Origin of the sequence: Marinobacterium sp. xm-m-312 (assembly GCF_013283295.1) — a bacterium.
Lineage (GTDB): Bacteria > Pseudomonadota > Gammaproteobacteria > Pseudomonadales > Balneatricaceae > Marinobacterium_E.
The window spans coordinates 64,220-90,623 of the sequence record NZ_WBYS01000001.1 but is presented as its reverse complement, the minus strand read 5'-3'; the positions used below and the strand labels follow the sequence as shown (position 1 = coordinate 90,623).

Annotated in this window: 31 protein-coding genes and 1 pseudogene; 16 read left to right on the top strand and 16 right to left on the bottom strand. The window is 47.1% G+C overall.

The annotated features are described in order from the left end of the window. Window positions 1-80 precede the first annotated feature (80 nt). The gene (murJ, locus tag XMM312_RS00520) at window positions 81-1,574 is read right to left on the bottom strand and encodes a murein biosynthesis integral membrane protein MurJ (RefSeq protein WP_217363865.1); all 1,494 of its coding nucleotides are present in this window, start codon (window positions 1,572-1,574) and stop codon (window positions 81-83) included. 243 nt (window positions 1,575-1,817) lie between these two features. Here murJ and rpsT point away from each other — a divergent pair, with 243 nt between their 5' ends. After that, window positions 1,818-2,084: a 30S ribosomal protein S20 gene (gene rpsT, locus XMM312_RS00515; protein ID WP_173480367.1), complete on the top strand. Its 267-nt coding sequence runs from the start codon at window positions 1,818-1,820 to the stop codon at window positions 2,082-2,084. Window positions 2,085-2,326: 242 nt separating this feature from the next. On the opposite strand, the gene proB is transcribed toward rpsT, so the two are convergent. The 4 genes from proB to rplU form a co-directional block, all read right to left on the bottom strand. Continuing rightward, complete coding sequence (gene proB / locus XMM312_RS00510; RefSeq protein ID WP_173483848.1) at window positions 2,327-3,451, bottom strand: glutamate 5-kinase; 1,125 nt, start codon at window positions 3,449-3,451, stop codon at window positions 2,327-2,329. Window position 3,452: 1 nt separating this feature from the next. Next, window positions 3,453-4,652, bottom strand: coding sequence for an Obg family GTPase CgtA (gene cgtA, locus XMM312_RS00505; RefSeq protein WP_173480365.1), 1,200 nt, complete (start codon window positions 4,650-4,652; stop codon window positions 3,453-3,455). 227 nt (window positions 4,653-4,879) lie between these two features. Continuing rightward, window positions 4,880-5,137: a 50S ribosomal protein L27 gene (rpmA, locus tag XMM312_RS00500; RefSeq protein ID WP_173482883.1), complete on the bottom strand. Its 258-nt coding sequence runs from the start codon at window positions 5,135-5,137 to the stop codon at window positions 4,880-4,882. A 24-nt stretch (window positions 5,138-5,161) separates the two neighbouring features. Further along, window positions 5,162-5,473 (bottom strand): 50S ribosomal protein L21, encoded by a 312-nt coding sequence (rplU, locus tag XMM312_RS00495; RefSeq protein ID WP_173480363.1) that lies wholly within the window; start codon window positions 5,471-5,473, stop codon window positions 5,162-5,164. A 254-nt stretch (window positions 5,474-5,727) separates the two neighbouring features. Here rplU and ispB point away from each other — a divergent pair, with 254 nt between their 5' ends. Next, complete coding sequence (ispB, locus tag XMM312_RS00490) at window positions 5,728-6,696, top strand: octaprenyl diphosphate synthase (RefSeq protein ID WP_173480362.1); 969 nt, start codon at window positions 5,728-5,730, stop codon at window positions 6,694-6,696. 119 nt (window positions 6,697-6,815) lie between these two features. Here the strand turns inward: ispB and tmpT are convergent, their stop codons facing one another. Further along, the gene (gene tmpT / locus XMM312_RS00485) at window positions 6,816-7,448 is read right to left on the bottom strand and encodes a thiopurine S-methyltransferase (protein ID WP_173488505.1); all 633 of its coding nucleotides are present in this window, start codon (window positions 7,446-7,448) and stop codon (window positions 6,816-6,818) included. 121 nt (window positions 7,449-7,569) lie between these two features. On the opposite strand from tmpT, the gene fabA reads away from it, so the two are divergent. From fabA to XMM312_RS11485, 3 genes and pseudogenes are all read left to right on the top strand, one after another. Further along, window positions 7,570-8,085: a 3-hydroxyacyl-[acyl-carrier-protein] dehydratase FabA gene (fabA, locus tag XMM312_RS00480; protein WP_173480360.1), complete on the top strand. Its 516-nt coding sequence runs from the start codon at window positions 7,570-7,572 to the stop codon at window positions 8,083-8,085. A 41-nt stretch (window positions 8,086-8,126) separates the two neighbouring features. Continuing rightward, complete coding sequence (gene fabB, locus XMM312_RS00475) at window positions 8,127-9,347, top strand: beta-ketoacyl-ACP synthase I (protein WP_173488504.1); 1,221 nt, start codon at window positions 8,127-8,129, stop codon at window positions 9,345-9,347. Window positions 9,348-9,453: 106 nt separating this feature from the next. Then, a pseudogene (locus XMM312_RS11485) lies at window positions 9,454-9,744 on the top strand (helix-turn-helix domain-containing protein); the annotation flags it as partial. Between the two features lie 139 nt (window positions 9,745-9,883). Here XMM312_RS11485 and XMM312_RS00465 read toward each other — a convergent pair. From XMM312_RS00465 to XMM312_RS00430, 8 genes are all read right to left on the bottom strand, one after another. After that, window positions 9,884-10,066, bottom strand: a complete 183-nt coding sequence (locus XMM312_RS00465; RefSeq protein WP_173488503.1) for a hypothetical protein — start codon at window positions 10,064-10,066, stop codon at window positions 9,884-9,886. Then, window positions 10,067-10,321, bottom strand: a complete 255-nt coding sequence (locus XMM312_RS00460) for a hypothetical protein (protein ID WP_173488502.1) — start codon at window positions 10,319-10,321, stop codon at window positions 10,067-10,069. 115 nt (window positions 10,322-10,436) lie between these two features. Next, window positions 10,437-11,639: a 3-oxoadipyl-CoA thiolase gene (gene pcaF, locus XMM312_RS00455; RefSeq protein WP_173480356.1), complete on the bottom strand. Its 1,203-nt coding sequence runs from the start codon at window positions 11,637-11,639 to the stop codon at window positions 10,437-10,439. A gap of 14 nt (window positions 11,640-11,653) precedes the next feature. Further along, window positions 11,654-13,204 carry a 3-hydroxyacyl-CoA dehydrogenase gene (locus XMM312_RS00450; protein ID WP_173488501.1) on the bottom strand — a complete coding sequence of 517 codons (1,551 nt, stop codon included), beginning with the start codon at window positions 13,202-13,204 and terminating at the stop codon, window positions 11,654-11,656. Window positions 13,205-13,208: 4 nt separating this feature from the next. After that, the gene (locus XMM312_RS00445) at window positions 13,209-13,991 is read right to left on the bottom strand and encodes an enoyl-CoA hydratase-related protein (protein ID WP_173482899.1); all 783 of its coding nucleotides are present in this window, start codon (window positions 13,989-13,991) and stop codon (window positions 13,209-13,211) included. Next, window positions 13,991-15,532 (bottom strand): 3,4-dehydroadipyl-CoA semialdehyde dehydrogenase, encoded by a 1,542-nt coding sequence (locus XMM312_RS00440; RefSeq protein WP_173488500.1) that lies wholly within the window; start codon window positions 15,530-15,532, stop codon window positions 13,991-13,993. The genes XMM312_RS00445 and XMM312_RS00440 overlap by 1 nt, the downstream gene beginning before the upstream one ends. A 21-nt stretch (window positions 15,533-15,553) precedes the next feature. Continuing rightward, window positions 15,554-15,958 carry an alpha/beta fold hydrolase gene (locus tag XMM312_RS00435; protein ID WP_173480352.1) on the bottom strand — a complete coding sequence of 135 codons (405 nt, stop codon included), beginning with the start codon at window positions 15,956-15,958 and terminating at the stop codon, window positions 15,554-15,556. 398 nt (window positions 15,959-16,356) lie between these two features. Continuing rightward, complete coding sequence (locus tag XMM312_RS00430; protein WP_173480351.1) at window positions 16,357-17,157, bottom strand: enoyl-CoA hydratase-related protein; 801 nt, start codon at window positions 17,155-17,157, stop codon at window positions 16,357-16,359. Between the two features lie 82 nt (window positions 17,158-17,239). On the opposite strand from XMM312_RS00430, the gene XMM312_RS00425 reads away from it, so the two are divergent. Further along, the gene (locus XMM312_RS00425; RefSeq protein ID WP_173480350.1) at window positions 17,240-17,842 is read left to right on the top strand and encodes a transferase hexapeptide repeat family protein; all 603 of its coding nucleotides are present in this window, start codon (window positions 17,240-17,242) and stop codon (window positions 17,840-17,842) included. A gap of 122 nt (window positions 17,843-17,964) precedes the next feature. Here the strand turns inward: XMM312_RS00425 and XMM312_RS00420 are convergent, their stop codons facing one another. Beyond that, window positions 17,965-18,243, bottom strand: a complete 279-nt coding sequence (locus XMM312_RS00420; protein ID WP_173480020.1) for a LuxR C-terminal-related transcriptional regulator — start codon at window positions 18,241-18,243, stop codon at window positions 17,965-17,967. 158 nt (window positions 18,244-18,401) lie between these two features. Between XMM312_RS00420 and XMM312_RS00410 the strand changes: the two genes are divergently transcribed. Then, on the top strand, window positions 18,402-18,680 hold the full coding sequence (locus XMM312_RS00410; RefSeq protein ID WP_173488457.1) for a hypothetical protein: 279 nt from the start codon (window positions 18,402-18,404) through the stop codon (window positions 18,678-18,680). A gap of 39 nt (window positions 18,681-18,719) precedes the next feature. Continuing rightward, complete coding sequence (locus tag XMM312_RS00405) at window positions 18,720-18,917, top strand: hypothetical protein (protein ID WP_173480348.1); 198 nt, start codon at window positions 18,720-18,722, stop codon at window positions 18,915-18,917. A gap of 26 nt (window positions 18,918-18,943) precedes the next feature. Here XMM312_RS00405 and paaX read toward each other — a convergent pair whose 3' ends face one another. Further along, entirely contained in the window at window positions 18,944-19,867 is a 924-nt protein-coding gene (gene paaX / locus XMM312_RS00400; RefSeq protein WP_173488498.1) for a phenylacetic acid degradation operon negative regulatory protein PaaX, read from the bottom strand. 158 nt (window positions 19,868-20,025) lie between these two features. Here paaX and paaG point away from each other — a divergent pair, with 158 nt between their 5' ends. The 8 genes from paaG to paaE all read left to right on the top strand — a co-directional run bounded on the left by paaG (window position 20,026) and on the right by paaE (window position 26,382). Further along, the gene (paaG, locus tag XMM312_RS00395) at window positions 20,026-20,817 is read left to right on the top strand and encodes a 2-(1,2-epoxy-1,2-dihydrophenyl)acetyl-CoA isomerase PaaG (RefSeq protein WP_173480346.1); all 792 of its coding nucleotides are present in this window, start codon (window positions 20,026-20,028) and stop codon (window positions 20,815-20,817) included. Between the two features lie 2 nt (window positions 20,818-20,819). Beyond that, a complete protein-coding gene (gene paaI, locus XMM312_RS00390; RefSeq protein ID WP_371731653.1) occupies window positions 20,820-21,275 on the top strand; it encodes a hydroxyphenylacetyl-CoA thioesterase PaaI in 456 nt (151 codons plus the stop codon). Between the two features lie 27 nt (window positions 21,276-21,302). After that, window positions 21,303-22,610, top strand: a complete 1,308-nt coding sequence (gene paaK / locus XMM312_RS00385) for a phenylacetate--CoA ligase PaaK (protein ID WP_217363864.1) — start codon at window positions 21,303-21,305, stop codon at window positions 22,608-22,610. Between the two features lie 120 nt (window positions 22,611-22,730). Next, the gene (paaA, locus tag XMM312_RS00380) at window positions 22,731-23,720 is read left to right on the top strand and encodes a 1,2-phenylacetyl-CoA epoxidase subunit PaaA (RefSeq protein WP_173480343.1); all 990 of its coding nucleotides are present in this window, start codon (window positions 22,731-22,733) and stop codon (window positions 23,718-23,720) included. Between the two features lie 14 nt (window positions 23,721-23,734). Further along, window positions 23,735-24,016, top strand: coding sequence for a 1,2-phenylacetyl-CoA epoxidase subunit PaaB (gene paaB, locus XMM312_RS00375; protein ID WP_173488496.1), 282 nt, complete (start codon window positions 23,735-23,737; stop codon window positions 24,014-24,016). Between the two features lie 8 nt (window positions 24,017-24,024). Then, entirely contained in the window at window positions 24,025-24,786 is a 762-nt protein-coding gene (gene paaC, locus XMM312_RS00370; RefSeq protein ID WP_173483843.1) for a 1,2-phenylacetyl-CoA epoxidase subunit PaaC, read from the top strand. Continuing rightward, the gene (gene paaD, locus XMM312_RS00365; protein WP_173483842.1) at window positions 24,773-25,291 is read left to right on the top strand and encodes a 1,2-phenylacetyl-CoA epoxidase subunit PaaD; all 519 of its coding nucleotides are present in this window, start codon (window positions 24,773-24,775) and stop codon (window positions 25,289-25,291) included. The genes paaC and paaD overlap by 14 nt, the downstream gene beginning before the upstream one ends. A gap of 14 nt (window positions 25,292-25,305) precedes the next feature. Continuing rightward, window positions 25,306-26,382: a 1,2-phenylacetyl-CoA epoxidase subunit PaaE gene (gene paaE / locus XMM312_RS00360; RefSeq protein WP_173488495.1), complete on the top strand. Its 1,077-nt coding sequence runs from the start codon at window positions 25,306-25,308 to the stop codon at window positions 26,380-26,382. The last annotated feature ends 22 nt before the right edge of the window (window positions 26,383-26,404 follow it).

Here is a 26,404-nt window from a genome sequence, read left to right as displayed (position 1 = left end):
GCATCAGACAAATAATAAACGCGCGATTATAGCGCATGCAGGCCCCTCTAATTAAGACCTAAAACACTATGTTTATGACTTTAGCCACGCAAATGACGAATTCGCACACCGGAAAGGATCAAAGAGGCACAGTAAACCAGAACTGCGCCGGCCACGAGCAGGAACATCCACTCGACTCTCTGCCACAAACCGGCCGATAACCAGTCGGAAGCAACTGGTGCGAACAGCAGAATAACCACCGCCATCAATGCGTTGGCAAATAACAACTGCATAGACCACCTTAACCAGCCAGTTTGCCACTTGAAGACACCCTGTTTAATTAAGCCATGCAAAAGCCAACCCGCATTCATAAAGGCGGACAGCGCGGTTGCTAGCGCAAGACCCGCATGCGCCAGAGGGAAGATAAGAATCAGGTTAAATACCATATTCGCCACCATCGCTTTAACAGCGATTTTGACGGGGGTTTTGGTATCTTGGCGAGAGAAGTAGCCCGGCGCCAGCACCTTGATGAGCATAAATGCGAGCAAACCTAAGCCATAAGCACGAAGACTCATAGCCGCCATGCTGACATCGCGATCGGTCATCTCACCATAGTGGAACAGCGTCGTTAGCAGAGGCTCCGCCAACAGAATCAGCGCCACAGCCGAAGGAATGCCGATCAATAGCACCATTCGCACTGCCCAATCCAACATTTTGGCGAACTCTTCCCCTGACTTTTCAGCGTGTTTACGAGAAAGGCTTGGCAGAATCACCGTCGCAATCGCGATACCAAATACCCCCAAGGGCAGCTCTGCCAGACGATCTGAGTAGTAGAGCCAAGAGACACTGCCCGTCTGCAAGAACGAGGCAAGCACGGTATCCAATAGCAGGTTAATCTGTGCAACCGATACACCAAATAGAGCCGGCAGCATCAGTTTCAGGATGCGCCGCACCCCTTCATCCTTCCAACCGGCTTGCGGCACGGGCAATAGACGCAGGCGCGCTAAAAACGGCAACTGGAACAGCAGTTGGACGGTACCGGCCATCAACACACCCCAAGCCAGCGCCATAATGGGCGGATCAAACATGGGGCTTAAGTAGACCGCTGAACCGATCAGACAGAGATTCAGCAATACCGGGGTGAAGGCAGGCACCGCAAATCGCTCATAGGAGTTCAGAATGGCACCACAAAATGCGGTTAGGGATATCAGCATCAGATAGGGAAAGGTAATGCGCAGCATGTCAGCCGCAAGACCAAAGCTCTCGGAGCCTGACATATAAAACCCAGGCGCAAACAGCATCGCCAATAGTGGCGAACCCAGACTGCCCACCAGCGTGACCAGCAACAACACCGAACCCAAGCTGCCGGCGGTGCGATTTACGAGAAATTGAACCGCAGTTAGATCACGTTGCGATCGATACTCAGAGAGCACCGGCACAAAGGCTTGAGCAAAAGCCCCTTCAGCAAAAAGACGTCGTAAAAAGTTGGGGATTTTGAATGCGACAAAAAAAGCGTCGGATGCACCACTGGCGCCAAAGTAACCTGCAACCACCACATCACGAATCAAACCCAGCACTCGCGAGATCATGGTCATGATGCCAACCACAGCACTTGAGCGCAGCAGACCGCCGCCAGATGTCGCTTTTTGACTCAACTTTTAACCTCAAAGTGCCGAATTAATCCGTCGATTATCGCCTACCTAAGAAGAAGGTCAACTAAAAGTGCATTTCTTCTGTGTTTAATGCTTGACAGACGGCAACGATATCGGAATAATTTCGCATCCAATTTTGAGAGACACTTGTCTCGTTTTTTTAACTCAAATTTAAGGAGCTCAGCTGTGGCAAATTCCGCAGGATCTCGTAAACGTGCTCGCCAGGCGGAAAAGCGTCGTCAACATAACGCTAGCCTGCGCTCCATGGTACGTACTTACATCAAGAAAGTACTAAAAGAAGTTGCTGGTGGTGACCAAGCTGCTGCTAACGAAGCATTCAAAGTTGCTCAGCCTATCCTAGATAGCTCAGTAAACAAAGGAATCTTCAAGAAGAGCGCTGTTGCACGCACTAAGAGTCGCCTAAACGCACGCATCAAAGCGATGGCTGCATAAGCGACTGCTTAAAAGCTTTTCTAAAAACCCGCTACTTAGCGGGTTTTTTGTTGCCTAAAATCTGGAAGATGCTGACAGAGTCCATACCGGTGACTGGCTTTAGCCTGTCATCCGCTGGTAGATTTTACTGCCAATCTGGAAAACACCGATAAAGCAGATGACAGGCTGAAGCCAGTCACTGGTGCTTTTAGATAAACTCTAATAAATACCAATCGCGGCCTTTTCAAGACCGCTCCAACGGTTTAAGCCAACGCCATATTATCGCGATGGACTAGCTCTGGATCGGTGATGTGACCGATAAGGGATTCGATCTCTTGGCTGGCGTGACCTTTGATACGGTCCGCCTCATCGAAGGCGTAGTTAACCAAGCCGCGTGCGATAACCTCACCGTCAGTATCGACCAGCTCGACCATCTCACCCCGTGAGAAATCACCCTCTACTTTGACAACACCCGCAGGCAGCAGTGATTTGCCACCCGTTTTAAGCGCTTTCACCGCGCCAGCATCCAAGACTAGACGACCACGCGCCTGAAGATGCCCTGCAATCCAGTGCTTACGCGCAGCTTGGCGACCGTGATCAGGTACTAGCAGCGTACCAATCTCTTCACCCGAGAAGATTCTTAACAACGCACTCTCTTCACGACCGCTAGCAATAACCGTTACAGCACCTGAACGAGCCGCAAGTCGAGCTGCACGTACTTTAGTTGCCATACCACCGCGACCCAACTTACCGCCTCCGCCTGCAATCTGAAGGAAGTGATCATCTTCAGCTCGACCTTCGGCGATTAATTCAGCATTAGGGTTAGAGCGAGGATCTGCGGTGAACAGACCTTTCTGATCCGTCAGCAGAATCAGCGCATCGGCTTCAATGGCATTAGCCACCAACGCACCGAGCGTATCGTTATCACCAAACTGAATCTCACTGGTCACAACCGTGTCATTCTCATTAACGATGGCTACGACGCCCAGATCGATTAGAGAGCGCAACGTTGAACGTGCGTTTAGATAACGCTTACGGTTAGAGAGGTCATCATGCGTCAGAAGAACCTGAGCGGTATGAAGGTTGTGTTGCTGAAAAATAGATTCATACGCTTGAACCAAACCCATCTGACCGACAGCGGCGGCGGCTTGCAGCTTATACATCTCGCTTGGGCGTTCTGACCAGCCTAAACGATTCATCCCCTCGGCTACAGCACCTGAAGAGACAAGAACCACCTCAACACCCTGCTGCACCAGTTTAGCGATCTGCTCAACCCAGCCAACAATCGCTTGCTGATCTAGACCTTTACCATCATCCGTCAGCAGCGCACTGCCGATTTTGACGACCCAACGACCCTTTTCTGTTAACCGTTGACGTGATGCAGACATGTTACTTTACGTACTCCACTTCAACATCGTAATCGTCATCATCGAAGTCATCCCAATCATCAGCTTCGCCCGCTTCACGACGCGCACGCATTTCGGCACGCATACGCTCAAGATTTTCACGCGCTTCACGGTCAATCTGCATACGCAGCTCACGCTCTGCATCCACCAATTCTGGATTCTCTGCAAGCGCCTCTTTCTTCTCATCAAGATAGTCTTGCAACTGATGGACCAAAAGATCAGTGCCTTGCTTGTTGATAGCAGAGATACGGAATACCGGACCATCCCATTCCAACGCATCGATCACTGACTGACAACGCTCTTCAAGCTCCTCTTCTGGCACCATGTCGATCTTATTCAGCAACAACCAGCGAGGCTGATCAGCCAAGGTAGGCGAGAACTTATTCAGCTCATTAACTGCAGTGACCGCTGCTTCAGCAGGTGTCACCTCGTCCCAAGGCGCCATATCAACCAGGTGCAACAGTACACGGTTACGCGCCAAGTGTTTTAGGAAGCGAATACCAAGACCGGCACCCTCTGCGGCACCTTCAATGATTCCAGGGATATCGGCAACGACGAAACTGCGGTGCGCTTCGGTGCGCACAACACCTAGGTTAGGTACCAAGGTAGTGAATGGGTAGTTAGCCACTTTAGGCTTAGCGGCTGAGATAGAACGAATCAGCGTCGATTTGCCGGCATTTGGCAGACCAAGAAGGCCGACATCAGCCAGGACACGCAACTCCAGACGAACGTTACGCAACTCACCCTCGGAACCTTTAGTCGTTTGACGAGGCGCACGGTTTACACTGCTTTTAAAACGCGTATTACCCAAGCCGTGCCAACCGCCCTGAGCGATCTTTTCGACCTGACCGACAGCCGTCAGATCCGCCAACACCTCATCGGTATCCACATCCACAATGGTGGTACCGACTGGCACTTTAAGCACCAGATCTTCACCTTTGGAACCGGTACACTGACGACCCTGACCGCCCTCACCGTTTTGTGCTTTGTAGTGACGCGTAAAGCGGTAATCGATTAGCGTATTAAGACCTGAATCGGCTTCGACAAAAATAGAACCACCATCACCACCGTCGCCACCATCTGGGCCACCTTTTGGAATGTACTTCTCGCGACGGAAACTCATACAGCCGTTTCCGCCTTTACCGGCTTGTACGGTAATCAGTGCTTCATCAACAAACTTCATCTCTTTCTCCTAAATGGAGGAAAAATAGGGCCAGATCGTCTGTCAAACCTAACGACATGATCCTATTTTCCCTCAGTGGGCTGATTTTACTCTGGTAAGAATCAACCTTACATGCTTTTTTGAACTTAATAGCTTTTCAAGCCCTGTCTGGCTTCAGCCTGACACGCTGACACGGCCTAAAAAACAAAAAAACCCGCCTAAGCGGGTTTTTTACGTAACAACGAAACTTAGGCAGTTTCGATGCTAACGAATTTACGGTTGTAAGGGCCTTTAACTTCAAACTTAACAACACCGTTTGCTTTCGCAAATAGAGTGTGGTCTTTGCCGATGCCTACGTTTGTACCAGCGTGGAATTTAGTACCGCGCTGACGAACCAGGATGTTACCCGCAAGTACTTCCTGACCACCAAAACGTTTAACGCCTAAGCGTTTCGACTCCGAATCGCGTCCGTTACGCGTTGAGCCGGCTGCCTTCTTATGAGCCATTCTCTAATCTCCTAGATTCGTTGATCAGCCGTTAATGCCAGTGATTTTAACTTCAGTGTACCACTGACGGTGGCCCTGACGCTTCATGTGGTGCTTACGACGACGGAACTTGATGATTTTCACCTTGTCACCGCGACCGTGTGATACCACTTCAGCAGAAACTTTAGCACCTTCAACAACTGGCGCGCCAACTTTAACGTCGTCGCCGTTGCTAACAAGTAGTACGCGATCGAAATCAACGTTTGAACCAGCTTCAACCGCTAGCTTTTCTACTTTAAGGGTCTGACCCTCTTGTACGCGGTACTGTTTACCACCGCTTACGATTACTGCAAACATCTGTGTTCTCCAATATTTTGCTTACCCGGCTACTAATACGAAACCTGCTCTGAAGGGCTGATGTCTTACGACACCCTCGCACAGGGAGCGTTATTTGGACAAGCTAGGGCGCAAAATGATACAGAACCCTCCACTCAAACTCAACCCTTATTTACACTAAATTGAGGCATTGGAAGGCCTATACACCAGAGTCATATTGACACCCCCGCTCTCACCCCCTAGCATCCGACTGTCATTTATAAGTAGTAACCAAAATGCAACCACACCAACTCAACCCACTGATCGAGCCTCAATTCGATGCCGTTACGGATTACATCCTTAACAATCTTGGCTCCAATGTCCCTCTAGTAGAGAAGATTGCACATCACATTGTTGAAGGTGGCGGTAAGCGCTTGCGTCCGTTGTTGGTTCTACTGGCTGCCAATGCCGCTGGCTATAAAGGGGAACAACACATTCCACTGGCAGCGGTCATCGAATTCATTCATACGGCAACACTGCTGCATGACGATGTGGTCGACAACTCTGAGCTACGTCGCGGTAACGCCACCGCAAACGCTCAGTGGGGTAATGCGCCGAGCGTATTAGTCGGTGACTTCCTCTACTCTCGCTCATTCCAGATCATGGTTGAGATTGGCCGCATGGAGATCATGCAGGTCATTTCACACGCCACTACGATCATTGCCGAAGGCGAAGTTCTGCAGCTGTTAAACCAGCGCAACCCAGATACCAGTGAAGAGTCTTACCTTCAGGTCATTCTTGGCAAAACGGCCATGCTGTTTGAAGCAGCAACAGAGGTCGGAGCAATTCTAGCGGACAGCTCTGCAGAGAATCGTGAAGCCCTAAGACTTTATGGTCGCCACCTTGGCATCGCCTTCCAAATCGTCGATGACCTACTCGACTATCTATCTGATAGCGAAACCATGGGTAAGAACGTTGGTGATGACCTCGCTGAAGGCAAAGCCACACTGCCACTAATTCATGCAATGCGCGTCGGCAGTGATGAGGATAGAGAGTTGATTCGCCAAGCGATCCGCAAAGGCGGACTGGATGATTTATCACCGGTACTCGAGATCGTGCAACGCAATGGATCGATAGACTACTCGCGCCAAAAAGCAGCCGAAGAGATCGATAAAGCGAAAAACGCGATCGCCTCTTTACCAGACACTTCGTTTAAAGAGACGCTGAATCAGATTGCTGATTTGGCTATCGCAAGAACACAGTGAACACTTAGGTGACAGGCCTTCAGCCTGTCATCCGCTTTCCAATAACATGAAATATCTGGAATACGCCGAAATAGCCGATGACAGACTGAAGTCAGTCACGGTTCTTGGCTGGTTTCGACCTACCGACGCACCAACCGATAAACCACTTCACGCTGATTTTCAAAACGCCCTTCACTTAGATCAGCGCTATCAAGCTCTTCAATCTCAAACTCAGCAGAGAATAGACGTTGCACTTCATCACCTTTTACTGAGAACGGCGGTTCGTCTCTAGGATTGTCATACTCAAGCGCAATCAACAAAATCTGATCGCCTGCAACCGTCACCTTAGCAATATGGGCGGCGTAGTCGATTCGCATCTCAGGCGGTAGTGCTATCAATGCCGCTCGATCGTAGATGGCTCGCGGGTTATTGAGCGCTGCACGGGTGGTTTTAAACACATCACCAGCCAACAGAGAGATTCCATCACGCTCACGACGGTGAAAAGCACCCTCATCAATGGCATCGATATCGACACCCTGCTCTGCAAAAAAGTCACGGCACGCCAGATCACTCAACTCAACACCGATGACCTTATGACCCTGCTCACGCAACCAAAGCATGTCGCGGCTTTTACCACAGAGCGGCACAAAGATAGACTCCTCTCCAGAGAGCTCAAGTGTGGACCAATATTTCGTCAACCAAGGGTTAAAATCTGACTGGTGAAAACCGATGCGATTTTCAGACCAGCGCTCATGCCAGAAGGCGTGTTTCATAGGGGTTTTTCCTTAAAATGGGGTGATTCAGGTAATTTAACTGATCGATGTCGTGCTTAGCGAGCCCTAAAAAGGTATAATCCGGCAAATTTTTGTAATTAAGACTGTGAATTAGAACACCATGACTAGACAATCATCTTTTAACCGTGACGAACTTCTAAGCTGTGGCCACGGCGAAATGTTTGGCGAAGGCAATGCCCGCCTACCTGTTGGCAACATGCTTATGATGGACCGTATTACCAAGATCTCTGCTGAAGGTGGCGAGCACGGTAAAGGCGAAATCATCGCTGAACTAGATATTCGTCCAGATCTTTGGTTCTTCGACTGTCACTTCCCTAGCGATCCTGTTATGCCTGGCTGTCTTGGTCTAGACGCAATGTGGCAGATCGTTGGCTTCTACCTAGGCTGGAAAGGCAACCCAGGTCGCGGTCGCGCACTGGGTTCAGGTGAGGTTAAATTCACAGGTCAGATACTACCGACTGCTAAGAAGGTCACTTACAACATCCAGATGAAGCGCGTGATTGAGCGTAAATTGGTTATGGGTATTGCAGACGGTTCGGTATCAGTGGATGGTCGCGAGATCTACACAGCAACGGATCTTAAAGTCGGTCTATTCACCAGCACCGAAAACTTCTAAGAGCGTTAACGCTTAGAAACACAATTAGAGAGAGAGTAAACATGCGTCGAGTAGTTGTTACCGGAATGGGTATCGTTTCTTGTCTAGGTTCTGACAAAGAGAGCGTTCTGGAATCACTAAAAGAGGGCAAGTCAGGCATTAAATTCCAGCAGGAATACGCTGATCTTGGCTTCCGTAGCCAGGTTGCAGGCAGTATTGATGATCTGGATCTGGATGAACTGATCGATCGTAAACTGCGCCGCTTCATGGGTAATGCAGCAGCTTACTCATACATCTCAATGGAACAAGCCATTAAAGATGCGGGTCTATCAGAAGATCAGGTTTCGAATGTACGTACTGGCCTGATCGCAGGTTCTGGTGGTGCTTCGTCGGCTGACATTGTTGAAACCGCCGACATCCTTCGTGATAAAGGCGTTCGTCGTGTCGGTCCATACCGCGTGACTCGCACCATGGGCTCTACCGTATCAGCCTGTCTTGCTACCCCATTCAAGATCAAAGGTGTGAACTACTCAATCACCTCTGCTTGTGCGACCAGCGCACACTGTATTGGTAATGCGATGGAGCAGATCCAACTTGGCAAACAAGACATCGTCTTTGCCGGTGGCGGTGAAGAGCTACACTGGTCTTTGAGTGTCATGTTTGATGCCATGGGCGCCCTATCAAGCAAATACAACGAAACGCCAGAAAAAGCGTCTCGCGCTTACGATGCAAACCGTGACGGTTTCGTGATCGCAGGTGGCGGCGGCATGCTGGTTCTAGAAGAGCTGGAGCACGCTAAAGCACGCGGTGCGAAAATCTATGCTGAACTCGTAGGCTATGGCGCGACCTCCGATGGTTACGACATGGTTGCTCCATCCGGCGAAGGCGCTGTTCGTTGTATGCAACAGGCTATGAGCACGGTTGATGGCAAGATCGATTACATCAACTCACACGGCACTTCGACACCCGCAGGCGATATTCAAGAGCTGAAAGCGATGAAAGAGACCTTCGGTACAGAGATGCCACCGGTCAGCTCGACTAAGTCACTGGCGGGTCACTCACTGGGCGCTACAGGCGTACAGGAAGCGATCTACTGTCTACTGATGCAAGAGAACAACTTCATCTGCGCCTCAGCGAACATTGAAGAGATCGACCCAGAGGCTGAAGGCCTACCTGTCGTGACTACACGCAAAGATGGCGTCGACCTACAGCGCGTTATGTCGAACAGCTTCGGCTTTGGCGGTACCAACTCGACTCTGGTGTTCGAGAAGTACAACGGCTAATCGCCATACTGCTCAATAAGAAAGCGACCTACGGGTCGCTTTTTTTTGCCTGTTGTCCCGTCCTAAATAACGTTGACACTTTTCAAACTTAAATTTAGAGAGTGTAATGAATTCAAACACTAAACGTACTCAGTGTGCTTATTCCCTGGCCTTTAAATTATCAGTCGTTGATGAGGTCGAAAAAGGCGAATGTACCTATAAACAAGCTCAAGATCGCTACGGTATACAGGGGCGCTCTACTGTTCTAGTTTGGCTTCGCAGGTATGGACGATTCAATTGGTCACTTGGGACCCCACCAATGCTTGCCAAAGGTCATGATATGAATTTACCTAAGAAAGAACTTACTCCTGAGCAACGTACAAAAATGCTTGAAAAAGAGTTAGCTGATACCAAGATAACGCTATGAAACATCTGAGTACTTGGATAGGCTCTTTCGAGTCATACCACGCTTAGCTCTAAGAGATCTGACTCTATTACCAATCTCTTCTATGTATTATTGCAACGCAAGTTCATCGAATTTGGTATCAATAACTGAGTTACTCATCAATACCTCCACAGGCCTGTACATAAGACTCGAGTCGATCACGATACTTTTCAAGAAAATCGATCTTGGTCATCGACTGATTGTTGACGAACAGGTTAACCGTTTCAGCAACTACACACTTCAAACCTTGATCACTCAAAATGGTGACATGAAACCCAACAGAGGTTTGTCCCACCTAACTTACAAGAACTTTACAGTGGAGTTCAGATCGAGGAGTCAACGCTGCAAAGAAATCGTATTTCACGGACACAAAAGGCGTACCAATATGCTCATCTATATTGAGTTCAAACCAGGGCATCTCTAACACCTCACTCATAAAGTGATCGATCGCTTCTAAAATGTAATCATCAATCCGGCCTGTATAGACTATTTGAGCAGCGTCTGTGTCGCCCCATTGGGGGCGACGCTCATAAATCAGAGGGGCATTCATTGGTAAGACTCTTAACGAATAAATAGGTATCTATATGATACCTACCTTCCGATTTAAGTGACGAACGAATTTCTGATAATGGAAATGAAACCGGAACTCTAGGTCATCTAATACGCTAAACTCGCTCGATAATGGCAGCAATACCCTGCCCCACACCGATACACATGGTACACAGTGCATATCTACCTCCGCTACGCTCAAGCTGAGTCATAGCAGTTGTGACAAGACGTGCACCGCTCATGCCAAGTGGATGACCCAACGCGATAGCACCACCCTGAGGATTAAGTCGAGTATCATTGGGATCAATATTGAGTCCTCTCAATACGCCCAATGCCTGAGAAGCGAAGGCCTCGTTTAACTCAATAAGATCCATTTGATCCAATGATAGACCCGATAGTTTTAGTACTTTATTGACTGCTTCGATTGGGCCAACACCCATGATTCGAGGATCTATACCAGCGGTTGCCATAGCAACAACACGCGCTCGAGGTGTTAACCCGTTAGCAACGGCACCTGATTCACTGGCCAGCAGCACGGCACAAGCGCCATCATTTATGCCAGAAGCGTTGCCCGCAGTTACCGAACCATCACCACCATTGACTGTTCTTAATTGAGCTAACTTCTCGAGTGTTGATTCACGTGGGTGCTCATCGACATCAAAATAACTAATGTTGCCGCGACGGTCTTTGATTTCGATTGGTACAATCTCATCAGCAAAAAGGCCCGCTTTTTGAGCAGCCGCCGTTTTAGCCTGACTGTTAAATGCAAACAAATCTTGCTCTTCGCGGCTGATACCATATTCAGCAGCTACGTTATCAGCCGTTTGTGGCATGGTATCAACGCCATACATCGCTTTAAGCGAAAGGTTAGTAAATCGCCACCCCATCGTGGTGTCTTCTAAAATTTGAGAGCGCCCATAAGAAGTTTCAGACTTACCCATAACAAAGGGAGCTCGCGTCATCGATTCGACGCCACCGGCAAGAGCAATATTGAGCTCACCGGCTTTAATGCCTCGAGCCATCGTACCAATGGCATCCAAACCAGAACCACATAGGCGGTTGATGGTTGACGCAGGAACCGATGTGGGCAAACCAGAGAGCAATACTGACATGCGAGCAACATTTCGATTATCTTCACCCGCCTGATTGGCACAGCCCATCAGCACATCATCAATCGACGCAGTATCTAAAGAAGGAACCTCAGCCAGAGTTGCTTTAATAACCTGAGCTAACAAGTCATCAGGACGAACGGTGGCCAGTGAACCAGCGTAACGACCAATAGCAGAGCGTTTTGCTGCACAAATAAAAGCTTCAGTCATTTTTATATCCTTATTTAATCAATCTGATGAAAAGGGGCATTTACGAATGCACGCTGGAGCAGCGCAGGCGATACTCGGTAACGATCATCGCCATAAAATAGGCTGATGTTATTCAACACATCGGCTACGAAACTGGTGCCAAGCTTATCGGCCCATGCTAATAGACCGGTCGGATAGTTAACACCTGCCTGCATAGCAGCATCTATTCCAGTGGCATCAGCAATTCCTAAATGAAGCGCATCAGACGCTTCATTAATAAGCATAGCGACTGTTCGCATCACTATCAGACCCGGCAAGTCCTTTATAACCCGAGTTTTGACACCCAAGAAATCAAACATTGCATAGACTTCGGCCCAAACCTCTTCAGGCATTTCAGGATGTGTTGATAGCGCTAGAGATTCACATGTCGAATAGTCGATAGCGAGATCCATTTGAATAATGTTGCGATTATCTTCAGCCAGAGAACGCTCTAGGGTTGTGCGACCATCCGTCAAAACCAGTGTTGCGCCGTTAGCAAACACGATTTCGCCCTCATCACCTTCAGTCTCGGTAGGAATCTCTATTCCACGCGCCTTAATTCTATCAATAAGCGACTTAATCGCGGGTGATACCACAGCACTGCTGATATTAAAGAACCCACCAAAACGGATATCATCCCACTCAAGGTTTGGGACTAACTGTTTACCCTCAGGGTACTGATAAAAGCCACGACCACTCTTACGTCCAAGCCAACCGGCATCAACTAACTCTTTTTGCATGAGCGATGGTTTAAATCGAGGATCAAAATAGTAAGATTCAAATACTGAGCTCGTCACTGCGTAGTTAACGTCCTGCCCGATAAGATCAGTCAACTCGAAAGGCCCCATACGAAAACCGCCGGCTTCTTTTAATAAAAGATCGATTCGCTCAGGTTCAGTGACACCCTCTTCAGCCATTCGAAGCCCTTCAGCGTAAAAAGGACGTGCTACTCGGTTAACAATAAAACCTGGCGAGGATTTAGCAGCCACACCCACTTTGCCCCACTGCTTAGACAGTGCAAGTAATGTTTCAACAACCTTAGCGTCGGTCGCCAAGCCATGAATCACCTCAACCAACTTCATAATAGGTGCAGGATTAAAAAAGTGCAGACCTGCTAAGCGAGCAGGATCTTTCAACGCCGATCCAATAGCAGTCACGGAGATTGAGGAGGTATTAGTTGCTAAAATAGTTTGGTCTGAACAGATCGACTCCAGTTGTTGAAACAGCTGTTGCTTAATGTCCAAACGCTCAACAATAGCTTCTACAACCAGATCGGCCCGTTCCATAGAGTTGATATCATTGACGTAGGAGATTCGATCGCAAATGCCCTGTGCATCTTCCTCACTGAATTTACCGCGTGAAACCAGCTTATCCATCGATTTTTTTAGATTCGCTTTTGCAGCCTCGAGTACCGATTCACTCAAGTCAAAGAGCACTACATCTAAACCAGCTTGAGAAGCGACCTGAGCGATTCCTGCACCCATAGTGCCTGCACCAACTACGCCCACCTGTTTAATTTGGTCAACCGTTTTGTATTGTGTGGTCATATCATTACTTCTTATCTAAAAATTGCTGAACTTTCTGCCAAAATTCCGGATTGCGACCGGCTAGCTTCTGGCATTGACTTTCCAGTTCCAGTTGAGCGGCAAAGTCATTATCAAAAGCGCGATAGAGGCTACGTTTAATGAGCTCCAAGCCCAACTTAGGCTTACCCTTTAAGTTGGAAACAATATTATCTACCTCTGATGAGAACTGATCCTCTTCTACCGCTTTCCAGATGAGTCCATATTCAGCTGCCTCTTCACCCGTAACAACCTCACCGAGCATGGTAATAGCCATAGCTTTAGCCTGACCGGCATTCCTCACCAGCGTCGCTGTTGCACCAGCATCAGGCACCAAACCTAAATGACTAAAAGGAAAAGTGAACTTTGCCTGTTTCTTTGCAATAACAATGTCACAAGCTAGCGCGAGCGATGCACCAGCTCCAGCAGCGACACCATTAACTGCAGCAATGACAGGAACAGGCAGATTTCTCAATCTAATAACCAGAGGACTGTAGGTGTTTTTTAGAGAGTCCCCCAAATCAGGCTTGGGTTCTCCATGAGGAATACGACGCTCCTCAAGGTCCTGCCCTGCACAGAAACCACGACCCTCGCCTGTCAAAATGAGACAGCGTAAAGACTCCAAACGCTCAATCTCTCTAAGAGCTACTTTTAACTCTGCGTGCATAGTTTTACTGAACGCATTGAGTCTGTCAGGACGGCTCAATTTTAATTCAACAACACCATCTGTCTCTGTAACTTGAAGACATTCGTAGTTATTTGATAAAGACATCACTCACCTCTTAACGCAGTTGCCCGCGCTAGATTAGTCTGCACAGCAGTTGTCACATGGTAGAAGTCTAATCCTCGTAAACCACCTAATTCTTGACCACCGCCTGCACGACCCGGGCCACCGTGAATACACATCGGCATCACATTGCCATGACCTGAATGACCGCGACTAACACTGTCATCAACAATCAAAAGACGCCCATGAGTCGAGCCGAGCTCGACCACTGCGTTCATAGCAAATTGATCATCGTTAGTGAAAATTGAACTCACCAATGAACCTCCACCTCGGCGCACCAACTCGAAAAGTTCTGTTTCGCTGCTGTAAGGCATCAGTGTTGCAACAGGACCAAACACTTCTGTTTCATGTACTTGAGTAGCTGATTTAGGGTCCTGACACACCAATAGTTTTTGCGTGACGTAAAAACCAGATGATTCGCCATCTAATGTTCCAATATCACCTTCAAAAGCTATCTCTGTCTCACTTAGCAGTGCTTTGACACCCTCTTCTGCTGCTAACTGTTGCGCTGCACTGACTAATGGACCATAAGTAACACCTTCATTAGCGGGGTTACCTGGTTTTCCTTTAGAAAGCTTTGCAACCAACGCTTCCTTCGCAGCCTCTAACTCCGAATCAGGCACAAAGATGCGACGAACAGCGGTACATTTCTGCCCCGACTTAATCGTCATCTCTTTAGAGACCTCGTGAATAAATGAATTAAATCCGTCTGAACCTGCAGTAAGATCGGGTCCAAGGATGGATGAATTAATACTATCGGCTTCGGCATTGAATCGAACTGATTCACTGATAACCCTTGGGTGCGATGCAAGCATGGCCGCGGTATCCGCTGAACCTGTAAACGCTACCGCGTCTGCAGATGTAATGTGATCCATTAAATCTCGACCACCTCCCGCCAAAAAGCTAAATGCACCTTTAGGAAGAATGTCTGCATTAATAATATCGCGCGCCATGACCCATGCAACCGGCAAAGAGACAGCCGCTGGTTTAACCACCGCGGGCACACCAGACAGAAGCGCAACACCGAGCTTTTCTAGCATGCCCCATGCTGGGAAATTGAATGCATTTATGTGAACAGCAGCACCTCGCAGTGGCGTCTTTACATGAATCGCTCTGAAGTTCTCATCTTTTGTGAGCTGTTCAAATTCACCATCTGCAATCCATTTACGATCACCAAGCTTCTTACCCAATGAAGCGTAGTATTTTAGTGTACCGATACCGCCTTCCACATCTAGAAATGTATCCATTGCGGTGGCACCATTATTTTTTGCGCTGAGTTCAGCGTACTCCTCTTTGTTCTCACCCAGAACAGCGCCTATCTGTTTCAATAGGCCGGCACGCTCTAAATAGGTCATGCCACGCAGTGCTGTACCACCCTCTGTTCGAGCAAAGTCGAGAATGTCACCCCCACTGACCTCGTAACCTGCGATGCTACCCATTACTGAGCCATCCAACGCACAATGAACTTCTGCTGCGGTGCTACCGTTATCTTGCCACTCACCTAATAGGTAACTCATCATTCGCATGGTTATTTACTCCTTAACGTCTTATAAACTGTGCTTAAATTCTTTTATCGCAGCAATTAATTGCTCCGGTGCATCTCTATGGGTAGAGTGACAACAATTTGGGATGACTAATGACCCAGATCTAGAAACGGCCTGTGAGACAATAGCATCAACTTGCTCAAGAGTCCCATACTCATCTAGATCACCTTGAACAACGAGCAAAGGCACTCGGATCGACGCCAAGTAGGACTCGATATTAAAATCGAGAAAGTCTGGCTCAAGCCAAGCCTTATTCCATCCCCAAAAGGCGCAGTCAACATTGTCATCTTGGTAACGAGCCAACCTTTTACGAAGACCGCCTGACTCATAAGCGTCACGGGCCTTCTCGATACTTGCTACATAAACAGGTTCGTCCTGCTGAAGATCAAGAACGCCCTTGCCAAACAATTCCGCCGTTTAAATGATGGAGGAGTGAATATGAACCGTACCCTTGGTTGCACCAGTCGAACCTGATGAGTACAACGAAAAACAGGGATCATCACAGGTCGACATAGGCCCTACAAATGAGTCGGAGCTTTTTGCTTCTATATCAGCCACCGAAGCACATCCATCCAAGGACTCTGATCCTGTTACAATCAGAGTTTATAACGTCGGTACTTTACCAAGAAACTCTTTAAACGTTGGGACAAAGTTAGGGTCTATTTTGAGTTCAGAAAACCATTCACTGTCACAGGAAAACTCTGAGTTGAGGGGGTCGGTTAGAGCAGGAAGCCTATTTTGTATATTGTTATAGGCTATATATTGCATTATCCTTGAGAAAAGTCGATGCAATATATTTCATATTATTATTTCCCCTGATAGTTAGGGCGTCGTTTTTCCTTAAAAGCAGAAATACCCTCTAGCTTATCTTCAGTATCTAAAAGACGAGAAAATGATGAGCGCTCAGCATCCAAACCTGCATCAAGTGGCAGATCAACGGCTGCTTTAATAGCTCTCTTATTTTCGATAACTGCAAGTGGCGCTTTGGTTGAGATCAAGGTAGCAATATCCAAAGTCTTTTCGACCGTTAGCTCGGGTAAACAAACTTCAGTTACCAAACCACAAGAGAGAGCCTCATTGGCCTCAATAAACTCGCCCGTTAAACACCAACGCATCGCTTTCCCCTTTCCAACAAGGGTAGCAAGCCTTTGGGTCCCCCCTGCACCCGGCAAGATAGCAAGATTAACCTCAGGCTGACCGAACTTAGCATTATTGCCTGCTACCAAGAAATCACACAGCATAGCCAACTCATTACCGCCACCCAAACAAAAGCCGTTCACGGCCCCGAGTAAAGGCTTTTGCAACTGTCGTATGGCTGCCCAGTGTTGATTTCGCGGATCGGTAGCTACGTCAGCGCCTGTTTTACGTTGCAGCTCATCAATATCAGCACCCGCAGCAAAAGCTCGTTCATTACCGGTTAGAACCATCACTGAAATGTTAGTATCAGCATCCGCCTCGACCAAACACGTCGCTATTTGACCCAACATATCAGTCGATAACGCATTGAGCTCACGAGGTCTATTGAATTGAATCAATAACACGGATCCATGAAGTGAAAGATTAAGCGACGGAAAACGATCGCTATTAAAATTTTCTAGAGTATCCATACCAAAGCTTTAAGCTGACTATCAATAAAACCAGACATGCAATATATTACAAATTCAATCAAAATAATATTGGTAAAGTAACATGCCCATCTATCAATTAGCAGGTGTCACACCCGTCATTCACCCTAGCGCCTATGTTCATCCAACAGCTGTCGTTTTGGGTGATGTACACATTGGTGAAGATTGCTATGTAGGACCTCTGGCAAGCCTGCGAGGTGATTTTGGAGCCATCAAACTAGGTAAGGGTGTCAATATCCAAGACTGCGTAGTGGTCCACAGCTTCCAAGATATCACGGTCATTGTCGAGGATTATGGCCACATAGGGCACGGTGCAATATTGCATGGATGCACCATCCGCGAGGGTGTACTGGTAGGTATGAGCGCTACCGTTATGGATAAAGTCGAAATCGGTGCTCGAAGCTTTGTCGGTGCTCACAGCTTTGTAAAAACAGGAGACTCTTTTCCTGAGAGTTCGATGATTCTGGGAACACCCGCTAAAGTAGTGCGCGAACTATCAGAGCAAGAGTTGGCTTGGAAACACAAAGGCACTGAGGCTTATATTGCACTGGCGAAAGAGTCTCTCAAATCATGCGTGGAAGTAAAGCCACTCACAGAAGCAGAGCCAAATAGAAAAACGATCAGCATTGGTGAGAAGGTCTTACCAAAACAGGACACCGTTAAGTAGTTAAGTAACTAAACATGTCACTAACCCGCATTGATTGAAAAAAGATCTCCAAGCTCTGCCTAGGCACTATGACTTGAGGTGAGCAGAACAGTGAAGCAGATGCCCACGAGCAGATCCAATACTCAATGGATCAAGGCATCAACTTCATGGACTGTGCTGAAAAATAACCTGTTCCCCATGTTGCTGAGACTGCTGACCGTTTCTGGTTTAAGACCAAGGTTTTTAGACGACTCTTCTGCTTTACAACCTCTAGCTGCCCAATAGAGAAAATCTAATTCTCGTTTTGTGAGCTGTCTTTTAATAGATGCGTGGAACAGAATGTGAGAAATGGCATTTTGTGTTCGAGGCGACTTATCCTTTTTCACGTCGTCATGGGGTGCCACTGAAACGGCTCCGGCCATCACTAGCATCCACTTTGAAATGGACAAAACAAGTAATCTCGGACTTCCATTACCTGGGATAGTTCTTAAATTCGTTCCCTCCGGCGACAAATTGGAAATGAGAGTTAAAGGGCCATCTATTTTTCCTGGATATCGAAACAACTCTGAAAAGACAAAAGATGCTTTTGATGAAGGTGGTTTTTACAAAATTGAAGACGCAGGCAAGTTTATCGATCCTGAGCGACGGTCGCGTCACCGAAGACTTTAAACTAACCACAGGAACTTGGGTGTCCGTGGGAACTCTTCGACCAGCATTGGCAAGCAAACTCAGTCCTTATTTCCAGGATTTTGTCATATGTGGTCACAATGAGGACTCTGTCGGTGCATTAGGTTTTATTACACCAGCCCTCAGAGAACTCGCTGGTGCAGAAGCTGAAAACCTCGCACCTCATGAGTGAGCTAACATTCCTGCCGTAAAAGAGATGATAATCGGACGGATGAAAGAGTTTAAAAATGAGCACTCAGGCTCTTCCCAACACATCTGTTCACTGCTTATCTTAGATACGCCGCCCAACCTAAAAACAGGTGAAATAACTGATAAAGGCTACATAAACCAGAGAGTATGCCTAACTGAGCGTTCAGAAGAGGTAAAAAAGCTCTACTCTTTAGATGAAGATGCTGTCATTAGAATCTAATGACTTGATTGTAGATTTTTCAATTTTTAGATTTCTAAACCGCCGAATCTGCTTAAGAACTCTTCGGATGCCAGCGGTAAGTTACCCTGCCTACCCTCTAACTCACTGATAAGCCATTGGTGAGCTGCTGGTGTGAGCTGTTTATACAACGAGGCACACAAAGCGCGCGCTTCATTACCAAGCCAGCGACTCCCGAGTATCAAATCCGGCAGGTTAGGGTCTCTTAATGCTAGTTTTCGATATTCATGAATCATTAGCGTTCGAGTGATAAAAGCCGTTTTGGGGTCTTTGAGTTGAGCCGCGATTGCAGAGGCCGTCAGGGACTGATAAAAATCGACAAAGTTAATATAGGTATCATTTAAAGACTGAAGCCCCCAGCCCTGCCAAATTAAATTGCGGAGTGCTTGTTTACTCTCATTAGTTACTTGAGATTCGCAAAGAACCACTCTGTCAGCAAATCCCTTCTCTCTGAGTATTGATTTAACCTCATTGAGATCAGCGTGAGATGACGCGAGTACAGAGTGGCTGAGCGAACCAAAACCACAGAGTGATAACTCATCTGAAAGCGACTTTTTCTCATCTGCAGTTAGAGCGGAGATTAGCAATAACGTCCAAACTCCTTGCCACTGAGGGACATTCAGCCGATAGACGCGATTAAACGCTGCTCTAAAACGGTACTCACCATCAGGGCTTAGTCGATAAAAACTTTTGCGGCCCACTTTATGGGATAGGAGCCAGCCCTCTTGGGTCAGGCGAAAAACGGATGTTCGCATCAAACGTTCATTGATACCAAAGGGTTCCAAAAGTCGAATAAGACTTCCGAGCCATACTTCCCCGCCATGGGCAACAATCGAATCTCCCCAAACACTAATAATAAGAGAAGGAACCCTGAGAGGTGTTTGAGATTGAAAGCGCTGGATGCACAAATCGGCGCATAAGGTTTGTTGCATTAATCTATTTCCAAATAAAGCGATACGAAAATACAGAAAACATAATTTGAATTGTATCTTTTTTTACGGCATATTTAGATACGTTAACAAAGTATCCAGTACACGGGTACTTAATTTCTGTGCATTAATTAATAACGACAATAGCACGAGTCTAAGTAATGAATTTAACCGATATCATATATGAGGTGTCTGAGGGTGTAGCTATGATTACACTCAATAGACCAGACACTTTAAACAGTTTTAATGAAGCAATGCACCATTCGCTGCATTTAGCATTGGATTCAGCCGCCAAGGACTCTCAAGTAAGAGCTGTTTATTTAACCGGTGCTGGACGTGCTTTCTGTGCTGGTCAGGATCTCTCTGATCCGATGGTAAAGCCTGCTGAGCCAATGCCAAATCTCGGAAATGTGATTGAGTCCTACTACAACAACACTGTAAAACGTCTCTACCACATGGAAAAACCCGTCGTTTGTGCAGTCAATGGCATCGCAGCAGGCGCAGGTGCCAATATTCCACTGGCGTGTGATTTCGTTATCGCGGCTAAATCCGCTAAGTTTGTTCAAGCTTTTTGTAAGATAGGTCTGATACCCGATTCAGCCGGCACATGGCTATTACCTCGCCTGGTTGGCCTGGCACGTGCGAAGCAACTCGCTATGCTTGGGAACCCTTTGAGTGCCGAACAAGCCGTTAATTGGGGCCTTATATTTAAAGCCGTTGATGATGACCTCCTTCATGAAGAGTCGATCGCATTCGCAAAGCAACTGGCGACACAACCCACACTTGCGCTGACTAAAACAAAGCAGGCACTGGACCTAAGCTTTAACAATTCTCTTGAGGATCAATTGGACGTTGAACGAGACATACAGACCCGTCTTGGCAATTCAGATGATTATAAAGAGGGTGTTAACGCCTTCATTGAAAAGCGCCAGCCTGACTATAAAGGGTGCTAATTGTGAAGGATTCAACATCTCAAACAGCACAAGAGCTTGCTGAAGCCTGCGCAAAGGAACTCTATTCCCGTGATACTGCAACCAATCATCTTGAAATGAAGATGAGCAGCGTGTCACCTGGTCAAGCCACTATGTCGATGTTCGTAAAAGACTTTATGGTACAGGGCCACAATACATGTCATGGTGGTTATCTGTTCACACTGGCCGACTCAGCCTTTGCACTCGCATGTAATACCTACAATCAGCCCTGCGTTGCGATAGGCTGCAGCATCGACTACGTTGCACCTGGTTTAATGGGTGATCATTTAACTGCAACGGCACAAGAGAGAAGTCGATCAGGGCGTACGGGTAACTATGATGTTGAGATACGTAATCAAGATAATAAATTAATTGCGATTTTTAGAGGCAAATCCTATGCCTTAAAAGGAACTGTTCTTCCGGAAAGTGAGCACTCATAACAAGATTTTAAAAGGAATTAAGCAATGATGGTTGATACCTCTTTCACACCAGATCAACTGGACCCGATGGAACGGGCCAGTATTGATGAGCTTCGGGCCACACAACTTGATCGTTTAAAGAAAAGCGTATCTCACGCTTATAATAATGTCGCTCTATACAAAAAGCGCTTTGATGATAAAGGTATACACCCTTCAGACATCAAAACACTGGATGATTTATCTATTATCCCATTTACCACCAAGAGTGACTTGAGAGACCACTACCCATTTGGGTTGTTTGCAACGCCCATGGATCAGATCGTGCGACTTCATGCTTCAAGTGGCACAACAGGTAATCCAACAGTGGTGGGTTATACTAAAAATGATATCGATCACTGGGCCAATCTCGTAGCACGATCAATTCGCGCTGCGGGGGGAAAACCGGGCGATAAGGTTCATGTATCGTATGGATACGGTCTATTTACGGGTGGTCTAGGCGCCCACTATGGTGCAGAGCGGCTTGGCTGTACTGTCATCCCTATGTCCGGTGGACAGACAGAAAAGCAGGTTCGCTTAATTAGGGATTTCAATCCTGACATCATTATGGTCACACCCTCTTACATGCTCAATATTGCCGATGAGATGGAGAGACAGGGTATCGACCCACATCAATTGAGTCTAAAACTCGGGATATTTGGTGCTGAGCCTTGGACAAATGATCTTCGTCTTTCCATGCAGCGACGTCTTGGCATCACGGCTACCGATATCTACGGTCTCTCAGAGATCATGGGACCAGGTGTAGCACAAGAGTGTGGCGAAACACAGGATGGACCCACAGTATGGGAAGATCACTTCTACCCCGAGATTATTAACCCTGAAACCGGTGAAGTACTGCCCGATGGTGAGCTTGGCGAATTAGTCTTCACAACCCTGAGCAAAGAAGCTTTGCCTATGCTGCGCTATCGAACGCGAGACCTGACAAGGCTTCTTCCGGGTACCGCTCGCCCTATGCGTCGAATCGATAAAATCACCGGCCGTAGTGATGACATGATGATCATTCGCGGTGTAAACGTATTTCCTACTCAAATTGAGGAAGAGGTTTGTAAAGTTCCGCAATTCTCGGAAAATTACGAAATCCACCTGCACCGCGAAGGAAACATGGACAGCATGATGGTTCATATAGAGTTACGTTCAGAGTTTGCTCAACAACCTGAGGAGACAACGGCTCAACAAATCGCGGCATTGAAGCATCATGTAAAATCGTCAGTCGGCATCAGTATCGGTGTTCAACTTCGAGACATAGGGTCCATAGCTCGTTCAGAAGGTAAAGCACAGCGCGTATTTGATGAGAGATAAATGAACACACGCAATATCGTGTGAACTTGAGCCCAAATGCGATACAGAAATTTAAATACTTGTTATTTTTTAGTGTCGCTTTTGATATGATGACTTGAATCATTTAAAGAGAGGTCTGTTATGTACGCACAGATGGTTGAAACCGGTGTTAAAAGTGTCAAATCAACTACAGAGATGTCATCAGAAGAACAGGCATTTCAGGCTCGTATTGACGCGGAAATAAAGATTGAACCTAAGAACTGGATGCCAGAGGCATACCGGAAAACACTGATACGTCAAATTTCACAACATGCGCATTCAGAAATCGTGGGCATGCTGCCTGAGGGTAACTGGGTTACTCGCGCACCCACACTGAAGCGAAAGTTGCAATTGATGGCCAAAATTCAAGATGAAGCCGGGCATGGTCTGTACCTGTACAGTGCTATGGAAACACTGGGCGCTGATCGTGATGAAGAGGTCCAAAAAATGCACGAGGGCAAGGCGAAATACTCCAGTATTTTCAACTACCCTACTTTGAACTGGGCTGATATGGGAACCATTGGTTGGCTTGTCGATGGTGCGGCCATAGTGAACCAAGTACCTTTGCAAAGAACCTCTTATGGACCCTACTCTCGAGCAATGATCCGAGTCTGCAAAGAGGAGAGTTTCCACCAACGCCAGGGCTATGAAATTCTTCTGCACCTTATGCGCGAAGGAAACGACGCTCAAAAGGAGATGGTTCAAGACTCCATTAACCGTTTCTGGTGGCCTGTACTGATGATGTTTGGGCCATCCGATGCTCACTCACCCAATAGCGCCCAATCAATGGCTTGGAAAATCAAACGTCACTCAAATGATGAGCTGCGCCAGCGTTTTATCGATCAAACCATTCCACAACTGCAAATTCTAGGCTGTACTGCGCCTGACCCTGATCTGAAATTTAATGAAGAGACCGGACATTGGGAATATGGCGAAATCGATTGGACTGAGTTCTTCGAAGTACTCAAAGGTAACGGCCCTTGTAATAAAGAGCGTGTTGCCCAGCGTAAAAAGGCGATTGATGAAGGCGCATGGGTTCGTGAAGCTGCTGTTGCTTACGCCAACAAAAAACAACAGCGTAATGCTGCTTAATTTGGAGAACTACTATGGCTGATTGGACCCTATTTGAAGTGTTTATCCGCAGTAAACACGGCCTAAACCATAAGCATGTCGGGAGTGTGCATGCCGCGGATTCTGAGATGGCTATCGAGAACGCGCGCGATCTATATACACGACGCAACGAGGGAGTGAGTATTTGGGTCGTACCATCTGCATCGATAACGGCCACAGCAACGGATGAAAAAGAGGCGTTATTCGATCCATCCGATGACAAAATTTACCGACATGCTGGCTTTTACAAACTGCCTAATGAAGTTGGACACATGTAGAGGCCCCTATGAAACGTTTTGATGATACAACGGAACTTCTGCTTCAACTTGGCGATAGCGCCATGATACAGGCCCAGCGTCTGTGTGAACTTGTTGGAGGAGCACCCGCTCTTGAAGAAGAAGTCGCATTGATGAATGTCGGCCTTGATCTAGTCGGACAAGCGCGTAACTGGTTAGAGTATGCCGCTGAACGTATTGGTGATGGTCGTACAGCCGACGATCTGGTCTTCCTAAGAGACCAAGGCGAGTACAGAAATCTTCTAATTGTTGAACAGCCAAACGGTGACTTCGCGATGACGATGGCTAAGCAGTTTCTATTTGATGCTTGGCACTATCCTCTTCTTGAAAAACTGTGTAGTTCATCTGATGAGAAAATAGCGGGCATCGCGGCTAAGTCCCTTAAAGAGTCTAGTTATCATATCCGTCGTTCGAGTGAATGGATAAAACGACTGGGCGACGGCACTTCTGAAAGCCACGAACGCATGCAATCCGCGTTAGACAAAATCTGGCATTTCACATTCGAGCTAGCCAAGCCGTGCGAACTGTTCAAGACATTGGATTCATCTGGTATTGCACCAGGTGTAAATGATCTTTGCAGTGATTGGCACGCGATCATATCAAAGACATTAACTGAAGCAACGCTGATGCAACCTGAGGCTGCCGATAACAACTACCTCAGTGGAGCTAAGGGTCTGCATACAGAAAGCCTTGGTTTTATCTTAGCTGAGATGCAATTTTTACAACGAGCATACCCGAATGCATGCTGGTGAGTTGATTGCAACTGACCGATCTGAGCTGACAGAAGAGTCAGTTAAGTTAGCTTGGTCAGTTCTGGATGAAGTCATGGATCCGGAAGTACCGGTTGTGAGTCTTACTGACTTGGGTATTGTTCGCGAAATTACACCCGTTGGTGGAGTATTACAAGTCGTTTTAACGCCAACCTATTCCGGTTGTCCAGCCACTGAGCACATTGAACAGAGCGCTAAACGAGCCCTTGAAGATTCGGGGTTCAACGCCGTCACCATTGAGCAAAGACTTGCACCCGCTTGGACGACAGACTGGATTACAAAACGCGGTCGACTCCGTTTAAAAGAGTATGGCATAGCACCGCCCATCGGCAGTGCTGACAAGCCACAACTCGATCAAGCGATTCCTTGTCCAGTTTGTGATAGTACCAATACCAAAGAGATTACAGAATTTGGTTCCACAGCGTGTAAAGCGCTGTACCAATGTAACGACTGTCTAGAACCATTTGATTACTTCAAATGCATCTAGGCCAGGGAGATAAAATGAGCAACTTCCACCGTTTAAAAATTGCTGATCGCACAGAAGAGACACGCGACTCAGTCTCGTTAGCTTTCGAAGTACCGTGCGAGATTCAGGAACGTTTTCGATTTAATCAAGGTCAATACCTAACATTAAAAGCTAACATCAATAACGAAGAGGTACGCCGCTCTTATTCAATCTGCAGTGGTGTCCATGACAACGAGCTTAGAGTTGCTATAAAGCGAGTGCCTGACGGTTTGTTCTCCAACTTTGCCAATGATCAGTTGGCAATTGGGGATGAAATTGATGTCATGGAACCCATGGGGCACTTCTATACCGATCTTAATGAAGAGCACTCAGGTAACTATCTTTTAGTGGCAGCAGGCAGCGGTATCACACCTATTCTATCGCAGGTAAAAACCATTTTGAGATCGGAGCCAAAAAGCCACGTCACACTGATATATGGCAACAGAGCGACGGGTTCCACCATGTTCAAAGATCAATTGGAAGATCTTAAAAACAGTTACATGGGACGTTTAAATCTCATCTTCATCTTCAGTCGCGAACAACAGGACATAGACCTTTATAACGGTCATATCGACGCAGAGAAATGTGAAGCCCTCTTCTCTAGATGGATCGATGTTAAGCGATTAACGGATGTCTTTATTTGTGGTCCTCAATCAATGACAGAAACCGTGAGTGAATCACTTATTAAAGCGGGAGTCGCGAAGCAAAACGTTCATTTTGAGCTCTTCGGAACGACTCAGGGCAGTGAAAAAAGAGCACAGAGAACAGAAGCTGCTGAGCGTGCAACACACCTATCTAGCATTGAAATCATGCGCGATGGGCATGTTAAGCAGTTTGATCTTGCGCAGAACACGCAAAACATCCTAGATGCAGCTAACGAACAAGGGGCAGAACTTCCCTATTCTTGTAAAGCAGGCGTCTGTTCAACCTGCAAATGCAAGGTGGTTGAGGGGCAGGTTGAGATGGATGTTAGCATCGGGCTTGAAGACTATGAGGTCAAAGAGGGGTTCGTACTCTCCTGTCAATCGTACCCAGTAAGCGACAAAGTCGTTCTAGATTTCGATCAAATATAAAAAACTATAATCAATAAACGGA

Bases quoted from the DNA above. Each gene is read 5' to 3' on its own strand.
- paaC (WP_173483843.1), top strand. From the start codon at position 24,025: ATGAAACGTTTTGATGATACAACGGAACTTCTGCTTCAACTTGGCGAT.
- XMM312_RS00450 (WP_173488501.1), bottom strand. From the start codon at position 13,204: ATGACCACACAATACAAAACGGTTGACCAAATTAAACAGGTGGGCGTA.
- XMM312_RS00425 (WP_173480350.1), top strand. From the start codon at position 17,240: ATGCCCATCTATCAATTAGCAGGTGTCACACCCGTCATTCACCCTAGC.
- cgtA (WP_173480365.1), bottom strand. From the start codon at position 4,652: ATGAAGTTTGTTGATGAAGCACTGATTACCGTACAAGCCGGTAAAGGC.
- pcaF (WP_173480356.1), bottom strand. From the start codon at position 11,639: ATGACTGAAGCTTTTATTTGTGCAGCAAAACGCTCTGCTATTGGTCGT.
- XMM312_RS00440 (WP_173488500.1), bottom strand. From the start codon at position 15,532: ATGCGAATGATGAGTTACCTATTAGGTGAGTGGCAAGATAACGGTAGC.
- paaK (WP_217363864.1), top strand. From the start codon at position 21,303: ATGGTTGATACCTCTTTCACACCAGATCAACTGGACCCGATGGAACGG.
- ispB (WP_173480362.1), top strand. From the start codon at position 5,728: ATGCAACCACACCAACTCAACCCACTGATCGAGCCTCAATTCGATGCC.
- paaD (WP_173483842.1), top strand. From the start codon at position 24,773: ATGCATGCTGGTGAGTTGATTGCAACTGACCGATCTGAGCTGACAGAA.
- rplU (WP_173480363.1), bottom strand. From the start codon at position 5,473: ATGTTTGCAGTAATCGTAAGCGGTGGTAAACAGTACCGCGTACAAGAG.
- XMM312_RS00430 (WP_173480351.1), bottom strand. From the start codon at position 17,157: ATGGATACTCTAGAAAATTTTAATAGCGATCGTTTTCCGTCGCTTAAT.
- fabB (WP_173488504.1), top strand. From the start codon at position 8,127: ATGCGTCGAGTAGTTGTTACCGGAATGGGTATCGTTTCTTGTCTAGGT.
- paaB (WP_173488496.1), top strand. From the start codon at position 23,735: ATGGCTGATTGGACCCTATTTGAAGTGTTTATCCGCAGTAAACACGGC.
- paaA (WP_173480343.1), top strand. From the start codon at position 22,731: ATGTACGCACAGATGGTTGAAACCGGTGTTAAAAGTGTCAAATCAACT.
- proB (WP_173483848.1), bottom strand. From the start codon at position 3,451: ATGTCTGCATCACGTCAACGGTTAACAGAAAAGGGTCGTTGGGTCGTC.
- paaG (WP_173480346.1), top strand. From the start codon at position 20,026: ATGAATTTAACCGATATCATATATGAGGTGTCTGAGGGTGTAGCTATG.
- XMM312_RS00420 (WP_173480020.1), bottom strand. From the start codon at position 18,243: ATGGCCGGAGCCGTTTCAGTGGCACCCCATGACGACGTGAAAAAGGAT.
- rpmA (WP_173482883.1), bottom strand. From the start codon at position 5,137: ATGGCTCATAAGAAGGCAGCCGGCTCAACGCGTAACGGACGCGATTCG.
- XMM312_RS00460 (WP_173488502.1), bottom strand. From the start codon at position 10,321: ATGAATGCCCCTCTGATTTATGAGCGTCGCCCCCAATGGGGCGACACA.
- tmpT (WP_173488505.1), bottom strand. From the start codon at position 7,448: ATGAAACACGCCTTCTGGCATGAGCGCTGGTCTGAAAATCGCATCGGT.
- XMM312_RS00445 (WP_173482899.1), bottom strand. From the start codon at position 13,991: ATGTCTTTATCAAATAACTACGAATGTCTTCAAGTTACAGAGACAGAT.
- murJ (WP_217363865.1), bottom strand. From the start codon at position 1,574: ATGACCATGATCTCGCGAGTGCTGGGTTTGATTCGTGATGTGGTGGTT.
- paaE (WP_173488495.1), top strand. From the start codon at position 25,306: ATGAGCAACTTCCACCGTTTAAAAATTGCTGATCGCACAGAAGAGACA.
- paaX (WP_173488498.1), bottom strand. From the start codon at position 19,867: ATGCAACAAACCTTATGCGCCGATTTGTGCATCCAGCGCTTTCAATCT.
- fabA (WP_173480360.1), top strand. From the start codon at position 7,570: ATGACTAGACAATCATCTTTTAACCGTGACGAACTTCTAAGCTGTGGC.
- XMM312_RS00405 (WP_173480348.1), top strand. From the start codon at position 18,720: ATGAAAGAGTTTAAAAATGAGCACTCAGGCTCTTCCCAACACATCTGT.
- XMM312_RS00410 (WP_173488457.1), top strand. From the start codon at position 18,402: ATGCTTTTGATGAAGGTGGTTTTTACAAAATTGAAGACGCAGGCAAGT.